Below are 17,558 nucleotides of genomic sequence, written 5' to 3'. Positions count from 1 at the left end.
TTTATTAGTTTTATTACTATATAATATGCTGAAAAGGATATAACGGTAACAATGTAACAGTATGATAAAAGAGCGTTCACTATTTATGTGAACGCTCTTTAATATGTTTTATTGAATCTAGTTTGGCAATGCGTTGAGTGTTGGCCTTACTGTGTTTGCAAAATTATAGTTGTTCGATGCATCCCAGTTAATTGACCAAGTCATTGCACCTCTGATAGAAGGATATGTTCTTGGCGGTACATAGCTTCCTCCCGGTGTTCCTGTTGCAAGGCAATTTAATGCGGTGTTTACCATCGTTGGGTTAATATAACCGCTACCAGCTCCTGAAGGAGAAGCGGGTAGGCCAAGACCAATTTGATCCGGACGAAGTCCGTTTTCTAATTGAATAGTTGCAAGTGCAGTTAAGAAATTAACGGAGCCTTGGCTATATACGTTACCATCTTGACCAAGCATAGAGCCTGAATTATAGTATTGCGTATTGACAACGGTTAGAATATCTTTGATATCCAGTGCAAGTCTGAAATAGCCCATATTAGTATTTTGCATATCAATTGTTTGAGGTGCCATAGCAATGATTAAGCTAGGACCGACATTTACAGATAGTTGTCGAAGAGCTGCGCCCATGTAAGTTGGGTTAATTCCATTTTCTAAATCAATATCAACACCGTCAAATCCGTATTCTTGCATTAATGCATAAACACTGTTTGCAAAATTTGCAGCCGAAGTTGCGTCAGCAACAGATACTGTTCCTCTTTCTCCACCAACGGAAAGTATTACTTTTTGTCCCCTTGCTTTTGCGGCGGCAATATCGTTAATAAAGGCTTGCTTAGTATATCCCCCTAATCTGGATGATAAGGTGGAATCTAAATTAAAGGTTACTGCTCCCGGAGTAGATGTAGCGTCAGCAAATGCAACAGCAATCAAGTTATATGTGGTTGGAACATCACTAATCTTTAAGCATGTTGCCCCATTGTCGAAATTTTGCCAATAACCAGTTAAAATATGAGTCGGCAAATTTGTAATCGGAGTCGAGCTGATTGTGTAAACTGCTGTAGTGATTGCGGAATCATTCATTTCCGTTTTTATTGCTTTTGCTTTTAAAGTGGTAGTAGAGCTAATTGTTATTGGGTTACTATAAACTGATGAGGATGTTGTTGGTTCAGCGCCGTTTATAGTATAGTAAATAGTAGCATTAGCAGTATCACAAGAAATAGTAACGTTTAGGCTCCCTGCGTATGTTCCACCTTGTGGGTTAAAGGAAGGATTAGCTACTGTGTTGACTGGAATTGTGTTAATGGTATATATAGCGGTCGCTGTAGTAGAATCATTCATACCTGATTTGAATGCTTTCGCTTTGATGGTGGTGGTGTTCGTTACATTGATCGGTGCTGAATAAATAGTAGATGTGACAGTGGGCTCGGTTCCATTTGTGGTATATCGAATTATTGCATTGGCAGTTTCGCAAGTAATTGTTACATTTTGAGCAGATGTAAATGTGCCTCCAATAGGATTGAAAATCGGTGTAGCAACTGTTTCTACTGGATTCACAGGTCCGGTATACTCTAGCCATAGTGCAAGTACATTCGGTGGTTCCCAACTAGGAATAGAAGTATGAGGTTGACGACATTGATAATATTTGCCGTTGTAAGAAACAATGTCGCCGGTTTTATATGCAGTGTTTGGTGCCCATGGTTTTACTGAGGTACCGCTTTGGATTGTGTAAGTTGCAGAAGCAGTAGAAGAGGCATTCATACCAGATTTAAATGCTTTTGCTTTTAAATTAGTGGTAGCTGATATACTGATAGAACTAGTGTATGCTGTGGATGCTGCAGTTGGTTCAGTACCATCAATTGTATAGCAAATTGTAGTGCCAGCAGTAGCACAGTTAATTGTTACATTTTGAGTGGATGAATAAGTGCCGGCGGTAGGAAAGAATGTAGGTGTAGCAACAGTTTGAATTGGAGTTGTTCCAATGGTGTAAGTAACAGAAGCAGTAGAAGAGGCATTCATACCGGATTTAAATGCCTTTGCTTTTACTGTAGTAGTTGTTGATACGTTAATTGCACTAGTATAAGTAGCAGATGCTGTTGTTGGCTCTGTACCGTCAGTTGTATAACGGATAGTAGCCCCAGAAGTAGAGCAAGAGATAGAAACACTTAAACTGTTGGCATAAGTGCCTCCTTGCGGATTGAATGTAGGAGTGGTAACTGTTTCAATAGGTCCTACTGAGCCATTGATCACATTTGATGTAGTTGTATTGCTTGTTGTTTTTCCAAAGTGGTTAGAAACCTCAACTTTATAAGCATAGGTTCCTTTTGACTTGTTTGTAAAATGCCATGTATAAGACTGTGAATTTGGAGAATTTGCCGTTAATGAACCTGTTTCAATTGCAACATCATTTTCAAATAAAGTATAAGCAGTTGCATTATTGCCCCACCATATATTAAAGGTAATATCATATGATGCGTTGTTATTCCAATTGTTGTGGGATAAAGATGGAACGGCAGGAACACCGGTAGGATTTCCGCTATCTGTTCCGCTTGAATTGCTGATAGTAAATGAAGCAGAAGCAGTAGTGGAATCAGTTAGACCTGATTTGAATGCTTTGGCTTTTACTGTAGTAGTTGCTGATACGTTAATTGCACTAGTATAAGCAGTAGATGTCGCTGTTGGCTCTGTACCGTCAGTTGTATAACGGATAGTAGCGCCAGCAGTAGCACAGGTAATTGTAACATTTTGAGCAGTATTAAATGAACCACCATTTGGTGAGATTATTGGAGTAGCAACAGTTTCAATAGGAGTAATGCTGATAGTAAATGAAGCTATAGCGGTAGTGGAATCATTCATACCGGATTTAATTGCTTTTGCCTTTATAGTAGTAGTTGCTGATACGTTAATTGCACTAGTATAAGCAGTAGAAGTTGCCGTTGGCTCTGTACCGTTAGTTGTATAACGGATAGTAGCGCCAGCAGTAGCACAGGTAATTGTAACGTTTTGAGCAGTATTAAATGTACCTCCGCTTGGCGAGAATATAGGTGTTGCTACTGTTTCAATTGGTGTTGTGTTAATGGTAAAGGTAGCAGAAGCAGTTGGTGAATCATACATACCAGTAGCAATTGATTTTGCCTTTATAGTTGTTGTTTTTGCTACGTTGATAGGTGCTGTATAAACAGATGAAGTTGCAGTAGGTTCAGTACCATCTGTTGTATAGCGAATAGTGGCATTGGGAGTAGCACAAGAAATTGTAACATTTTGAGCAGTATTAAATGTACCACCGTTTGGCGATAATATAGGTGTTGCAACTGTTTGAGTGGAGCCATTCAGTACTTCGTTTACTTTGGTAGCTAATGGGCATTTAACATCAGACCATTTTTTTAGCTTAGATCCGTAATTCGTAACGGTTCCTCCGAATTCCAAATCATGATAAACATCCCAAATAATAACGCCGGCTAAATTTTTATCTTTTGCGAATTGCGCCTTATAGCCAACAGATGTTTCATCATCATAACTCAAAAAGTAGCTGCCTTTTGTAGCGTAAGGAACTTTAGCTTCGTTATCCCAGTTCACTGTCCAACCACTATTGGGAGCTAAAACTGTTTTTTTTATGTAGGAATAAGATGGTTGACCGTCAAGCACATCTTTAGGCCAGTTAGTAAAGTCCACACAGGTAGTAATATTACCATCCGGTTGAATGAATTCACTTCGTTTTACAGTTGGTGCATTAAGAGCAGCATTACCTTGCGTGATAACACCACGCCCATAAAAAGGTACACCCATAGTAACTTTACTCATATTAATATTAGTGGTTGATAAATATTGATATAAGTCATTAAGAGTAGAAGTTGGTTCTTCTGCATTGCTATAGGTATAGAGAGGGGAATTATGACCGGCTTTGTTAGACCAACCGCCATTAAAATCATATGACATAAAGTTATAATAATTTATGTATTGGTCAATTTCAGTCCAGTTAAAATTATTCAGTTTGTTTGTGTTAGCAGAAAAGCAAGAAGTGATTAGTTTATCTGAGCCGATTGCTTGACGAATCTCTCTGATTAGCGTAATAAAATTGTTGTAATCAGCGCTGGTTCCTCTAAAGTTCATGCCGTCAAATGGTCCAACATATTCCCAGTCAAGATCAATTCCATCAAACCCCATGTTGATTAAACGAACGCAATCTTGAATGAATTTTGCACGTTTTATAGGATCTGCTGCAACTTCAGGAAAATGTTTGCACATACTCCATCCACCGATTGAAGCATTCACTTTAACACCATTTTGTTTTGCAAGTTCTAGTAATCCAGGTGCGCCACCACTTTTTTTCAAAGGTAAAGGCAATGACTGATTATAGATGCCCCAACCTGGGTGCGACCATGTCGAAGAGCCTTCTTTTACATCAAAGCCTTGTGCTTTAGCTTTGGTAACGATATCAGCACTGATGTAGTTTACAGCATCGAGTTCACCAAATAAAAGATATAAATCCCAACTGCTATAAATATCAGTGTATAATAGTGGCTGAGGTTGTTGCTGCACTTCCGGTTTGTAAATATTTTTATCCCTATAGTCACCGCTATGTAAAGAGCCATCATTTGCAACTCCAAAGAAGGAGTAATTTAAAATAGTGTATTTGGAATAGTCAATATTTAGATGAGTTAATGCGCCTTGTGAAGGTAATCCCGCTTTTGAATCTTTCCAGGCATCCCATTGTGTGATGTAGCCGATAACTTGTTTTTTCTGTCCAGCAGTCTGTAGAGTAGTTGGTTTTGTTGCGTTGTCGGCGTTTTGTGCCCAAACAGCAGAAATTGGTGTTATGGTTATTGCCAAAAGGAGTGATAAAAAGATGCTTAAAATTTTTTTGACGATTTTCTTCATGTGATTTCTCCTTTCCATATTAAGACAATATAAAAACATATTTCATTCTAAACTGTTAAAATAATCTTGAATATAAAATCAAGAAACGAATAAATTTCACCTCCATGTAATTTATTTTTAGAATGAGAATATGCGTTTGCAAATAAGATGGACTATTAACAAAATAAGAAGTTGTGGAAGGAAAAATGAATGCTTTAAATTGAAAATCAAGGCGAGATTAAGTGAAGATGCTGATACTTTTATATATTAGTAACATTAATTAACATAACATTAATATCACACTTTTACATATAATGTCAATATAATTTTGAAAATAATATAAGTATAATATATTAAATTTATAATGATACATTTGGTTTCAATGAATTATCATTTTAATACAAATCAGCAGATAAGAAATGATAGAACTAGGAATGGCACACAAGGAAATCAAAGAATATTTTGGTTTAGAAGGAGACCGTCCAATATACAATCTTCTAAAAAGTGAGCGGAGAAAAGAACGTAATTTAGAGGCAAAGATATTGGCAAATCCTAAAGGAAGGCCACAAAAAAATACGTTAAAAATACACATTGTCACTGAACAAGAATATGAAATAAGACGATTAAAAATGGAAAATGAATTGTTGCGGGATTTTCTTCATCTCGCTGGAAGGAAGTGAAGCCTAAAGTCAAGTATTTAGCAATATATAGACATAAGGATAATATCCAGTCAAAACAATGTGCTTGCTTTTTAACGTATCACGTAGTGTACGCCATCAATGTCAAGACGAGATAACTGTTATGACAACGCAATGGCAGAAAAATTCTTTTCAATTCTTAAAACGGAGTGTATTTACAGACATAAGCCTAACTCTTTTGAAGAAGCAAATAGATTGATAGATGATTTCATTTGGTTTTACAATAATGAACGTGTTCAACTGAAAACAAAACTGACACCGTATGAAAAACGATGCCAGTTGATTACAATTTAATGATATTCTACGATAGAGGTTGCTTTTTCATGTCTGAAAGAGCTAGGGCAGTGCATGGATTTAGGAGACTTTTTCTAGAAGCCGAATAGCTTAACCTCTAGGGTTAAGCTATTCAAATTATTTATTATATCTTGGCTTTTTTCTGTAGTCCGGTTTTCTTCCGCCTCTGTTATTGTTGCTTCCATTTTTGCGAGGGTAACGTGGTTTACCTTCCATTAAAGAAGATACTGTTGGTTTGCCACAAATTTTACAGCCAACCATTCCATCAAGAACTTCTTCAATATGTGAAGATGGGATAGAAACAATCGTTTTGTCATCAAAGATTTCAATTTTACCGATTTCATTTCCAGATAGGTTAGTACGTTCAGAAATAGCGGCAACAATGTGGTTTGGAGCTACACGGCTATCTCTACCGATGTTTATGACTATCTTGCCATAGTTTCCGCCAACATCTCTTGTATTTCCTCTATTTGCTGATTTAATCTCAGCAATTTCAGCCATTTGATTGTCAAATTGCATTTGTAGTGCAGCAGCAGCTATTTCAGGTAAAGTGTGTCCTTTTTCTAATAGGTCATTCACCATTTGAACATATACGTCAGATATTTCTTTTTCTAACTCTTGCTCAACTAAAGATAAATTTGTAGATAAGCTCTTTTGATGAATGTCGGTAGTAGAAGGAATATCAACTAATTTGATTTCAGATTTTACAGAACGAGCAATGTCTCGTAATGTATACACTTGTCGACGGCCACTACAGATAGTAATAGCAATACCAGATTTACCGGCACGACCTGTTCTTCCAATACGATGAACATAGTATTCTGTATTTTGCGGAATATCATAGTTAATTACGTAATCAATATTGTTTACATCAATACCACGAGCCGCCACATCTGTAGCAACAAGGATTGCAGTTTTTCCAAATTTAAATGAATCCATAACTTTAGTACGTTGAGATTGCTTCATGTCACCATGTAAGCCTTCTGCAGCAAACCCGTTCTTATTCAGATATTCTGTAATTTCATCCACCATACGTTTTGTATTACAGAAAATCATTGCAAGTTTTGGATCATAGTAACGAAGCATTAGGTTTAAGGCATCCATTTTTCTGCCCATTGGTGCATCAATGTATAACTGCTCAATATTATTAAGTGTTACTTGCTTTTTATTGATTTCTACAATTTGAGGATCTGTTTGAAATTGTTTTGTTAATGCTAAAATTGCAGGTGGCATAGTTGCAGAAAACAGAATGGTTTGACGTTGCTCAGGAGTGTCTTGTAGAATTGTTTCAATATCCTCTTTAAATCCCATGCTTAGCATTTCGTCTGCTTCATCTAAAATAATCATTTTCAAATGATCTAGTTTTAACGTTCTTCTACGCATATGGTCCATAACACGTCCTGGAGTACCAATAACAATGTTCGCTTTTCTTAAACGTACAATTTGTCGGTCCATTGGAACGCCGCCATATACTTCAACTGCACGTATACCATGCATATATTTTGTTAGTTTATGAATTTCTTCGCAAGCTTGTTGAGCAAGCTCTCTTGTAGGGCAAAGAATCAATACTTGAAGCGAGTTTTTTAAGCTATCAACTGTATCAATCATTTCTAATGCAGGAATTGAAAAAGCTACTGTTTTTCCTGTTCCTGTTTGTGAACGCCCAATTACGTCGGCGCCTGTTCGAATGAGTGGAATTGCCTCAGATTGAATACCTGTTGCGGTTTCAAATCCCATTTCGTCAATTGCGCGCTGCATTTCTTGTGTCAAATTTAATTCTTGAAAGGATAATTCGTTCATTATAACCTCTTTCCATACTTTTGCGTGTGTTCCTGTTTCATACTAAATAAAGTTAATATAACAGGCCGATTGTATCACAGCAACAAGCATTCCTATGAATATTGTGAAACCAATTGTGTTTCATAACATCCATATTATCACCCGCATGACAAATGCTATAGGTGGTTTCGCAAAATACCTATTATTTAGCTAACAGGTGAATATCATCTTTGAATAGCTTTTGCAGACGAATAAAGTTTATGCAAAGCTTTAATCTTAAAAAGATTGATGATACAACAAAAAAACGAGGGTATTCACTCCTCGTTCATTAACTATATATCGTAATACTCGTAAATGTGACAGTTAATTATACCACACTTAGCTGTTGTAGTCAACTTATTTAAGCAAGACCACATTCATCATAATCTTTCCATTTCTTGCGATACGCTTTTTCACTGGTGTAGCGATAGATTAGGTAAGCCGCAGTAGTCGCAACTACAGCAAGTCCAAGAAGCAAAGATATGATAGGTGCTTGTTTTTTTGGCACTTCAACTTCTGTTTCTTTTTTCATAATGTGACCTCCGCTTGTCATAATAATATCTTTATCATACAAGAAATACAGAAATAAGTCAATAATAAGAAACGGATGTTTTGTTATTTTAATATGAACAAAAGAAATAAAGCCAGTAAAATAGCAAAAGGCGATAGCTTGACTAAAATCGCTAATATTGATAATGCATCGTTATTAATCATTGACGAATCATTTTCTTCTTTTTTGTGCTTCTTATGAATAACATTTACTTTGTTCATATAGATTCCATCCAATCTGTTGAATAATGAAATAAAATGTTACTAATTTATTGTATTCGTAAGTCGTAATATTATACATCATTTTGATAGAATATATATCATAAAAGAAAGAATCGAACAGCCCAAGGCTGTTCGATTCTTCATATATAAGTTAATATATATTGTTATTCAATTATGCATTGTTTAATTTAGAAACAAGTTGAGATTTTTTTCTAGCAACATTGTTTTTGTGAAGTAAACCTTTTGCACAAGCTTGGTCTAACTTTTTAACTGCAATTTTAACAGCATCTTGTTTATCTGCAGCATTTGTTTCTAAAGCAACATTTGCTTTTTTGATAACAGTTTTTAGGTTAGATTTAAGCGCTTTGTTTCTCGCAGTTTTTGTAGCGATAACTTTCACTCTTTTTTTAGCTGATTTAATATTAGGCATCCCAGCACCTCCCTCACATAAAGCGTAGTTTTTGACACAAACTAAAATCGAAAATTTTATCGAAAGATCACGCATTGGGTGAGAGGATAATGCGATAGATTTGTTCGATAAAATGATTATAAATTGGCATAATAAGTATACCAATATCAATACCGATTAATCGGATTGACCGTTTGCCATAGTTTATAAACGAGACACGTTAATAATACCAAATTGCACATCAACTTAGTTGGATACACAAATTAGTATGATACAGCAACAATAATAATATCACGAATTTGCAGCAAATGCAAGCAGTTTTCTGAAAAATGTTAATGGAGGTACTTAAAATGTCAATACGAACAGATTTAGCACTCGAAAGGTTAGAAATTAACGGCGAAATTACACCTGCGGGAGTTACAAAACAAGAGGATAATAAAGACGGAATGTTAATTGTAAAGGTGAATATTGAAACAGATGAGGCATCAAAGCTATTGAATAAGCCCAAAGGAACTTATGTTACTTTCAATGTATCTGATTTTAAAGTTCCATCAGACAGTTTCGAAAAAGAAGTTGAAATTGTAGCAAAAGAGCTTTCAAGTATGTTTCCCGAAAACAAAAATGGAGCATTAATTGTTGGACTTGGAAACTCAGATATTACTCCCGATGCGTTAGGCCCTAAAGCAATTTCTTATACTTTTGCAACCAGACATATTGATGATGATTTAAAGAAGGCAATTGGATTAGAGGGTATTTGTGCGGTTTCGGCTATTGCTCCCGGCGTATTAGGGCAAACAGGAATTGAAACAGCAGAGGTTGTTGCTTCTTTAGTAAAGGAGTTAAATCCAAGCTTTGTGGTTGTAATTGATGCACTTGCTGCAAAAAGTATTGACCGTTTAGGAACAACGGTTCAAGTTTCCAATACGGGAATCAGTCCCGGTTCTGGAGTGCAAAATCGCAGAAAAGAATTAAGCGAAACGACATTAGGAATACCTGTAATTTCTGTAGGGGTACCTATGGTTGTTGATATGACTACGATTGCGTATGATTTATTAGGAGAGGGCAATCAGAGTTGTAAAGTATCCGATAATGGAAGAACCATGATGGTAACTCCAAGAGAAATTGATGTTGTTGTAGAGCATGCTGCAAAATTAGTTGCTTTTTCGATTAACAAAGCATTACAGCCATCATTAGCTTTAGAGGACCTAGTTGCATTGGTAGGATAAAAGCAAAAGCATAAAATTTATATGGTCGCATACAATTATATATCAGACTGATTATGTGAATTTTTCCAAAGGGAAAAAAGACAAGTTAAAGAGGGTGATTGTGTGCGTAATCGGAAGAGATTGCAAGGAATATTAAGAATAGTATCATTCATCTTGTGTATTCCTTTAATATATGTAATGTCTGCGGTTACATTACCATATGTAAAACCGTTTTTTGAAAATGCTGCTGCAATTTCTGCCGGATTAAGTTTTTTGGAAGGCGGAAAATCTGCAATGAAACAAGACTTTATCATAGATGATAATTTACAAGTGAATAATGATACGGAATCTGTACCATATGATGAATATGTGCCACCGCAAAGCCAATCTTCTTCGAGTCAAACTGAGAGTGCATCCTCTTCTTCAACAACTTCTTCTGATATGCCTAATAATACAGGCAAAATTTTAAAACAGACCTACAAAGCAGGCACCACTGCTTTGTATATTCCACTAAATAATGGATATATTAAAAATTGCACTAAGCTATCTATAGACACAATAAAAAAGGCAGTTGAGCAAAAGCCTAAGTTTAAAATAAAAGCAGATAAAAAGCCTGAAGTACTTATCATGCATACCCATACAACAGAAAGCTTTGAATCCGAAAGCCGAGATTGGTTTTATAAAGGTTCTACTTCTCGAACAACCGATAATACAAAAAACATGGTAAGAATCGGCGATGAAATTGAAAAGCAACTCACAGCGGCGGGGATTGGCGTAATTCATGATAAAACATTACATGACTACCCATCTTATAATGGTGCGTATGAGCGTTCAGCAGTAACAGTAAAGAGAATTTTGAAAGAGAATCCATCTATAAAGGTTGTTCTGGATGTGCATCGAGATGCAATTCAACCTGATGAAAATACAATGATAGCACCTGTAACAACGATTAACGGAAAATCATGTGCACAAGTGATGATTATCTCTGGATGCGACAACGGTAAAATGGGTATGCCGAATTATATGGAAAACTTAAAATTCAGTGCCAGCTTGCAACGTCAAATGGAGAAAGACTATCCAACACTTGCAAGACCTATTCTATTTGACTATCGAAAATATAATCAGAATTTAACAACAGGATCTATTTTATTAGAAATGGGTGGACACGCAAATTCATTGGATGAAGCAATTTATTGTGGACAATTAGTAGGCGACAGCTTAGCCAAAACGTTAGCTTCATTGAAATAATGATGATTGGAATAATGAAAAAAGAATGGCGGTAAAAATGAAATTAAAAGGAAGTTACAAAGCAGATGTATTTATGTCTTCATTTATTACATTACTCTTGGTGTTATTAGTATGTGGGCTGGCGTTAATTGTATATCGAGTAGAAAATACGCTTCATCTTGAGCCATTTGTTATATTCACACTAACCAATCATATGAACGGAACTTATTCCTTTACTATTTTTAATGTATCTGGTACGGTGGATTTTAGGTGGATAAACGGGTTAGCCGAAAAAATAAACCAATTTCAATTATTCATACCATCATCTTTTAAAGCTTTTACTCAGTTAATATCAGGGATAATAGAAGGAGCATATAGGCTAGTAACTTCATATATTTAATACTACGAAAAAGAGCAGTTATTGTTAACTGCTCTTTAATTATGTTCTAATTTATTACAATTTGTTAAAATTATATAAATAAATATAGGTATTTACATGTAAATTAGTTAAATTAAAGTTTTGCGTTAATTAAATATACATATTATATTACAATTTGTATTGTAATTACATTTCATTACATAATAAAAAATATAATTTGTAAGTATTCAACAAATTAATTTTACTTTGTTATTATAAATATAATAATATTGACAAACAAATTTTAATTTGATATTTAGTCAAAAATACAAAGAGGAAAGTTTAAATCAATTCATTTTGATACCAATATTTGTCGAATATTCCACTATTAAATTATTTATTCATTAAAAAATAAGAGCAATATGTACAAATTGCACAAAATCATTGTGCATAAACGTTTTGACAAATTACAAATTAGTGAATATAATACTTACAAAACGGTAACAATTGTAACAGATAAATTTTGGTTGGTTATCAATCAAAAACTAGTATAAATTATTGGAGGTTATTATGGACTCGATACGAAGTAGGTGTACCGAGCTGTTGAAAACAAAGCTTGCACGTTTATTGGTTATATGTGTTGCGAGCTGCGTTTTAGTTGCTGTACTGATTGGTGCAGCGGTGACAAAATATCTTGTCGTCATTGATGACGAAAAGGTGCAGACAATAGTGTACACTTCTGAAAATCAGCCACAAGCTATATTAGCTCAGCAAAATATTGCGCTTTCCCCGTATGATGAAATTGATTTTACCGGATTTCAAGATAATAAAGCAACAATTACAATACATCGTGCAAGAAAAGTAGATATTACAGCTGATGGTAAATTGAATTCAGTATATTTACCAAAAGGTACTGTAAAGGAAGCATTAGAAAGAGCAAATGTGAAACTGGTAGATGATGATCTAATCAATGTTTCATTGGACGAACCAATTAACAATAACATGGATATTATTATTAATCGGGTAGTTTACAAAACAATAACATCCCAAACACCGATTCCATGTGAAATTATGAAAGTTCCAACACAAACATTGCCGAAGGGTAAAACCAGAGTTTTATCTCAAGGTGCAAATGGTGTTTTAGAAACTGCAACAAAACAAACGCTTATTGACGGTCAGGTTGTGGAAGAAAAGTTGATTTCTGAAACGGTTGTAAAAAAACCAATTACAACAGTTGTGTTGCTTGGCGATCCAAATGCTCCGGTTTCTCAATTGATTCCAAAGCAACCAGTTCAACTAGATGGAAATGGCAACCCTGTGTCCTATAAAGCAAAATATACAGGAAGAGCTACTGCTTACAGTTCTTTAGGAAAACGTACTGCTTTGAAGCCAGGTTACGTTGCAATGAATTTAAGTAGATTTCCAAGAGGAACAAGGTTGTATATTAAAACGCCAAACGGATCTTTCACTTATGGTTATGCAGAAGTAAAAGATACAGGCCATGCTGTTGCGGATGGAGCAGCTTTAGTAGATTTATTCTTTGGTTCTTATCAAGAAAGTTGCTTGTTTGGAGCTAAAACCGTAGAGGTATATGTACTGTAAAATGATTAAGTGGAATCATCCAAAGGATGGCTCCACTTATTTTCATATTGGATATCATATAAACAGTAAATAATGAATATCAACAAAAAAGGCGGACTTCCGTCTTTTTTGTTATGTAAGGCAACATAATTCAGTTTACAGTTTGGTATAATAGTGGTAAAATAATGATTACAGGTGGGAGGTGTACATAAGCAAATATGAAATTCGAACGATTATCTATTACGGCAGCAGTCATGTGGGAAATCATAACGCTGGCTGTAACAGCGTTGATACTGATTGTTATATTGTTTGTACTCAATCCTCATACTTGGCTTTGGTATACTTCCTTATGGCTTCTAGGAGCGCTTACGATAGCGCTAACATTCATCTATGTTCCGTTCTTATATTTGAATGCTTCATTTGGAATTAACGAAGATGCTATTGTATATAAAAAAGGTGTGTTTTTTACTTCTACTCAAATTTTATATCGAGAACGTATTGTTTTCGTTACTGTATATAATAACCCGTTGACACCATTGCTACACATTAGCACACTCGTTGTTTCGGCGGCTGGGGGAAGTATGACAATCGCTTTTTTAAACTCAAAACGTGCGAAAGAATTGGCGGTTTTATTGTCAAAAGAAAAATCTTCTATTGCATAAACTTATCGTTTTGCGGCGAGAACGATAAGAAATCAAATAAAGCAAAACATTATCGTCAGCAGAATGGCGGGTTTCATGGAATACAAACATTCTCATGTTATAAATATCGTAGAGCATACATCGAAGTTCTTGATTTTACTGCTCTTGCCGGCTATACGCGCTTTATTTTTTACGAATGTTGGATTTTATGCATGGCTGCAGGGTGCTTGGATTGATATATTAACAATTTTATTTATTATTGGAGCAGGTTTAATCGCTTGGTATCGCTATACCTATTGTTTTTCTAAGGATGGAATTTATTTAAAAAAGGGGATTTTTATTGTAAAGGAACGGTTTATTCCTTATCATAAGCTCTCTGTTGTGTCAATTCAATTTCCATTTTATCTGATTCCATTAAAAGCGGTAAAGCTATCAGCAGATACGGATGGCGGCCTCCCAACTACTGCAGATTTTAGAGTTATTATTTATAAAAAGCAGCTGGATAAGATTATTGGAAAGGTAAAAAAGCCATTTATAAATCCTGGTGAAATAAAAAGAGTTTATCTTCCTAAGAATATTTATATTGCAATTTTGTCATTTGTTGTATCCAATACGTTAACAGGTGTACTATTTGTATCTACGTTTATTTCGGGTCTTGGAAAAACGCTTGGAAAAGAATATGAAAATCAAGTGGTGGAGCATCTTACCACATTAGCGCAAGTATTTGCGTTTGGTATTCCGCCGGCAGCAGCTATTATTGCATATGTGTTGTTAGGTGGCTGGGGAGTATCATTTTTATTAAATTTAATTCGCAATTTCCGTTTTTCCGCAACACGACAAGGCGGCAGTTTGGAAATTCAGCGTGGGATTATTACAAGACGTCAATATTTAATAACGGTAAAACGCATCAACTTGGTTGAGCTTCGTCAAACGCTTTTAACAAAGTGGTTTGGGGTGTATACAGCACTCATTCACTCAAACGGCTATGGCAAGGGAAAGGACGAATTATCCATATTAATGCCAGCAGCGGAAAAGCATAATTTACAAAAAAATATTCGGCTTTTGCTTCCTGAAATACCATTATGTAAGCCTACTTTAAAATCGGAATTAAAGTTTCTTTCTCGATTTTTGATTCCGCCAATTTGGTGGGTGATTGGTGCTACTGCCTTTTGGCTAATTGGATATTGGCTGTTTCCGCATTACTCTGAAATGATTACGTTTATAGGAATCATGGCTGAAATACCTTGTTGGTGGTATTTATTCGTGAAGATTACCTCCTATTTTCATACGGGTATTGGTTTGGTAGATGAAGTATATACTTTTAACTATACTTACGGATATCGAATTAAAACGATTGCTGTTCCGATTCGAAGAATTACTAAGGTTACAATGAGAAGAAGTGCATTCCAGTTAATGTCTGGCTGTTGCGATGTTATTGTCTATACTTATTCAGAGGGTAAGAAACGTCATGTTATCCCAAACCTTGAATTTGAAAAGGCAAAGAAAATGATGGATGTTTTAAATTGTTATGAAAAATAAAAAGACTTAGAAAAAATGATTTTCTAAGTCTTTTATCTTATTCAACGGTTTCAAAATCGATATTTCCAGCACTTACATCAACGCTGATGCAACGCACTTTAATGGAATCACCAATTCGATAGGTTTGATTGGTATTTAAGTTCTTATATTGGAACATTTCATCAAAATCGTATTGTCCTTGTGGAAGGTTGGATACTTTGACAAGTCCTTCGACGGTATTAGGAAGCATAACGTAAATGCCATGTGGTGCAACAGAAGAGATAATACCTTCAAATTCTTCACCGATATGCAGCTTCATATATTCTGCTTTATAGCAGTCATCACATTGACGCTCTAATTTCATTGCGTTTAATTCCGTTTCGGTTGAACGACGAGCAGATTTAACAACAAATTGTTCGAATTTTGCTGTTACCTTTTGTGATGGAGTTCCTTTCACCAATTCACTTAATACTCGATGAATTGTTAAATCGGGATAACGTCGAATTGGGGAAGTGAATTGCGCGTAATTTTCTAATACTAAACCGAAGTGGCCAATAGGAACTTCATGGTATTTTGCTTTGGACATGGAGCGCAATACAAGCATATTTACGATCGGGTATATTTTTTCACCTTTTGATTGGTTAATGAGTCGGGATAGTACTTTAGGCTCCATACCAAGCTTTACATCATTGCAAGTCACACCCAAAGCGGAAAGTGCGGTATGCAAGTTGTTGATTTTATCTTCGGATGGTGGCTCATGAACACGGTAAACAAATGGGACTTGCTTTAGCTTAGCAGCCGAAGCTGCAGCTTCATTTGCCATAAGCATGAATTCCTCTATCATAACTTCTGATTCGCCACGTGTTCTAGGAAGAATGTCAACAGTTGTACCTTGAGGACCTAAAACAATATAGCTTTCGCTTGTTTCAATTTCAGGTGAACCTCTGCCTAGTTTATTTCGAGTTAAAATATTTGCTAACTCTTTCATTAAAAACAGCGTATCGTATAAGCCACTATATTTCTGCTTAATAGAATCATCTTCGGTGTGGTTTAAAATTCTATTGATTTCTTTATAAACACCTTTTACTCTTGAATGAATGATTGACTTCTTAAAATCAAAGTCTACAAGCTTTCCATCTTCGCTTATGGTCATTAAGCAGGAAAAAGTAAGACGGTCAACATTTTCATTCAATGAACAGATATCGTTTGATAATTCCTTTGGTAACATGGGAACAACTCTATTTGCGAAGTAAATACTGGTTCCACGTTCATATGCTTCTTTTTCTAAAGCAGATCCTAATTTTACATAATGAGAAACGTCCGCAATATGAACGCCAAGCTCATAATAGCTTCCAATTTTTTTTAGAGAAATCGCATCGTCAATATCTTTTGTGTCGGCTGAGTCAATCGTAAAGATAATTTCATTTCGAAAATCTTCTCTTCCTGCAAAATCCGATTCATGGACTCCTCTTTTACTGATGTTTCTAGCTTCTGATAATACTTCTTGTGAAAATTCAACCGTAATGCCATTTACATCTAATAGAGCTTGAGCACAGTTTGCGGCTGTTTGGGAATCACCATAGGTTTCAACAATTTCAATCTTATGGTCCGAATGAGATAAACCACGTTCTGTAATAACGCATCTAACTTTATCACCGATTTTTGCAGCTTTTAGGTCACGTTTGTTAATAGGCATATTAAATCTGACTAAGTTATCTGGTTCAATATAATAGCCATTACCATCTTGACAAAGTACGCCTGTAAACTCTGCCTCACCATGTTTTAAGATTTTTACAATTTCGCCTTCGGGACTATCTCCTCTTGCTTTGATTGGTGATACTAAAACAGTATCACCCGGCATAGCTCCTAAAAAGTACTTACCCGGTACAAAAACTTCTGTTCCGTCTTTTAACGTTACAAACCCAAAAGTATTCATCAATCGAGAAACAGTTCCCATAGAAAGATCTAAATATTCTGTATGATACAGCTTTAGTCTGCGGTCTAATATTTTACCTTTTGCTTCTAAAAAACGAAGACATTCTCGAAACTCCCGTTGTTGTCTGGATCGAACGCCGCAAGAGGCTGCTAATTCCCGAAAAGACATACCTCGTTTTTGAGCGTTCAATAAATTTTTATTGATTTGTCGTATTAAGTTTTGATTCATTTAATCTCCTTGTCCTCCGAAAATGG

At 35.5% G+C, this 17,558-nt stretch carries 14 protein-coding genes; 8 read left to right on the top strand and 6 right to left on the bottom strand.

Annotation, left to right across the window (positions count from 1 at the left end; genetic code table 11):
* Nucleotides 1-117: 117 nt before the first annotated feature.
* Complete coding sequence (locus RBG61_RS04635; RefSeq protein ID WP_307946196.1) at nt 118-4,869, bottom strand: chitobiase/beta-hexosaminidase C-terminal domain-containing protein; 4,752 nt, start codon at nt 4,867-4,869, stop codon at nt 118-120.
* 398 nt (nt 4,870-5,267) lie between these two features.
* Between RBG61_RS04635 and RBG61_RS04630 the strand changes: the two genes are divergently transcribed.
* Nucleotides 5,268-5,528 carry an imidazolonepropionase gene (locus RBG61_RS04630; RefSeq protein WP_307946194.1) on the top strand — a complete coding sequence of 87 codons (261 nt, stop codon included), beginning with the start codon at nt 5,268-5,270 and terminating at the stop codon, nt 5,526-5,528.
* Nucleotides 5,529-5,627: 99 nt separating this feature from the next.
* A complete protein-coding gene (locus RBG61_RS04625) occupies nt 5,628-5,840 on the top strand; it encodes an IS3 family transposase (protein WP_307946192.1) in 213 nt (70 codons plus the stop codon).
* Nucleotides 5,841-5,957: 117 nt separating this feature from the next.
* Here RBG61_RS04625 and RBG61_RS04620 read toward each other — a convergent pair whose 3' ends face one another.
* The 4 genes from RBG61_RS04620 to rpsT form a co-directional block, all read right to left on the bottom strand.
* The gene (locus RBG61_RS04620; protein WP_307946190.1) at nt 5,958-7,640 is read right to left on the bottom strand and encodes a DEAD/DEAH box helicase; all 1,683 of its coding nucleotides are present in this window, start codon (nt 7,638-7,640) and stop codon (nt 5,958-5,960) included.
* 379 nt (nt 7,641-8,019) lie between these two features.
* The gene (locus RBG61_RS04615; RefSeq protein WP_307946188.1) at nt 8,020-8,190 is read right to left on the bottom strand and encodes a hypothetical protein; all 171 of its coding nucleotides are present in this window, start codon (nt 8,188-8,190) and stop codon (nt 8,020-8,022) included.
* Between the two features lie 83 nt (nt 8,191-8,273).
* Nucleotides 8,274-8,429 (bottom strand): hypothetical protein, encoded by a 156-nt coding sequence (locus tag RBG61_RS04610; RefSeq protein ID WP_307946187.1) that lies wholly within the window; start codon nt 8,427-8,429, stop codon nt 8,274-8,276.
* 172 nt (nt 8,430-8,601) lie between these two features.
* The gene (gene rpsT / locus RBG61_RS04605; protein WP_307946185.1) at nt 8,602-8,859 is read right to left on the bottom strand and encodes a 30S ribosomal protein S20; all 258 of its coding nucleotides are present in this window, start codon (nt 8,857-8,859) and stop codon (nt 8,602-8,604) included.
* A gap of 329 nt (nt 8,860-9,188) precedes the next feature.
* On the opposite strand from rpsT, the gene gpr reads away from it, so the two are divergent.
* From gpr to RBG61_RS04575, 6 genes are all read left to right on the top strand, one after another.
* Entirely contained in the window at nt 9,189-10,064 is an 876-nt protein-coding gene (gpr, locus tag RBG61_RS04600; RefSeq protein WP_307946183.1) for a GPR endopeptidase, read from the top strand.
* Nucleotides 10,065-10,166: 102 nt separating this feature from the next.
* Nucleotides 10,167-11,291: a stage II sporulation protein P gene (spoIIP, locus tag RBG61_RS04595; protein ID WP_307946182.1), complete on the top strand. Its 1,125-nt coding sequence runs from the start codon at nt 10,167-10,169 to the stop codon at nt 11,289-11,291.
* Nucleotides 11,292-11,328: 37 nt separating this feature from the next.
* Entirely contained in the window at nt 11,329-11,670 is a 342-nt protein-coding gene (locus RBG61_RS04590; RefSeq protein ID WP_307946181.1) for a hypothetical protein, read from the top strand.
* A 528-nt stretch (nt 11,671-12,198) separates the two neighbouring features.
* Entirely contained in the window at nt 12,199-13,230 is a 1,032-nt protein-coding gene (locus RBG61_RS04585) for a 3D domain-containing protein (RefSeq protein ID WP_307946179.1), read from the top strand.
* A gap of 197 nt (nt 13,231-13,427) precedes the next feature.
* Nucleotides 13,428-13,871: a PH domain-containing protein gene (locus tag RBG61_RS04580; protein ID WP_307946178.1), complete on the top strand. Its 444-nt coding sequence runs from the start codon at nt 13,428-13,430 to the stop codon at nt 13,869-13,871.
* A gap of 75 nt (nt 13,872-13,946) precedes the next feature.
* Nucleotides 13,947-15,389 (top strand): PH domain-containing protein, encoded by a 1,443-nt coding sequence (locus tag RBG61_RS04575; RefSeq protein WP_307946176.1) that lies wholly within the window; start codon nt 13,947-13,949, stop codon nt 15,387-15,389.
* Nucleotides 15,390-15,426: 37 nt separating this feature from the next.
* On the opposite strand, the gene rnr is transcribed toward RBG61_RS04575, so the two are convergent.
* Nucleotides 15,427-17,532 carry a ribonuclease R gene (gene rnr / locus RBG61_RS04570; RefSeq protein WP_307946174.1) on the bottom strand — a complete coding sequence of 702 codons (2,106 nt, stop codon included), beginning with the start codon at nt 17,530-17,532 and terminating at the stop codon, nt 15,427-15,429.
* Between the last annotated feature and the right edge of the window lie 26 nt (nt 17,533-17,558).

Source organism: Paludicola sp. MB14-C6 (assembly GCF_030908625.1).
Taxonomy (GTDB): Bacteria; Bacillota; Clostridia; order Oscillospirales; family Ruminococcaceae; genus Paludihabitans.
Note: the sequence above shows the minus strand (reverse complement) of the source record. Positions and strands in the feature narration are given on the sequence as shown.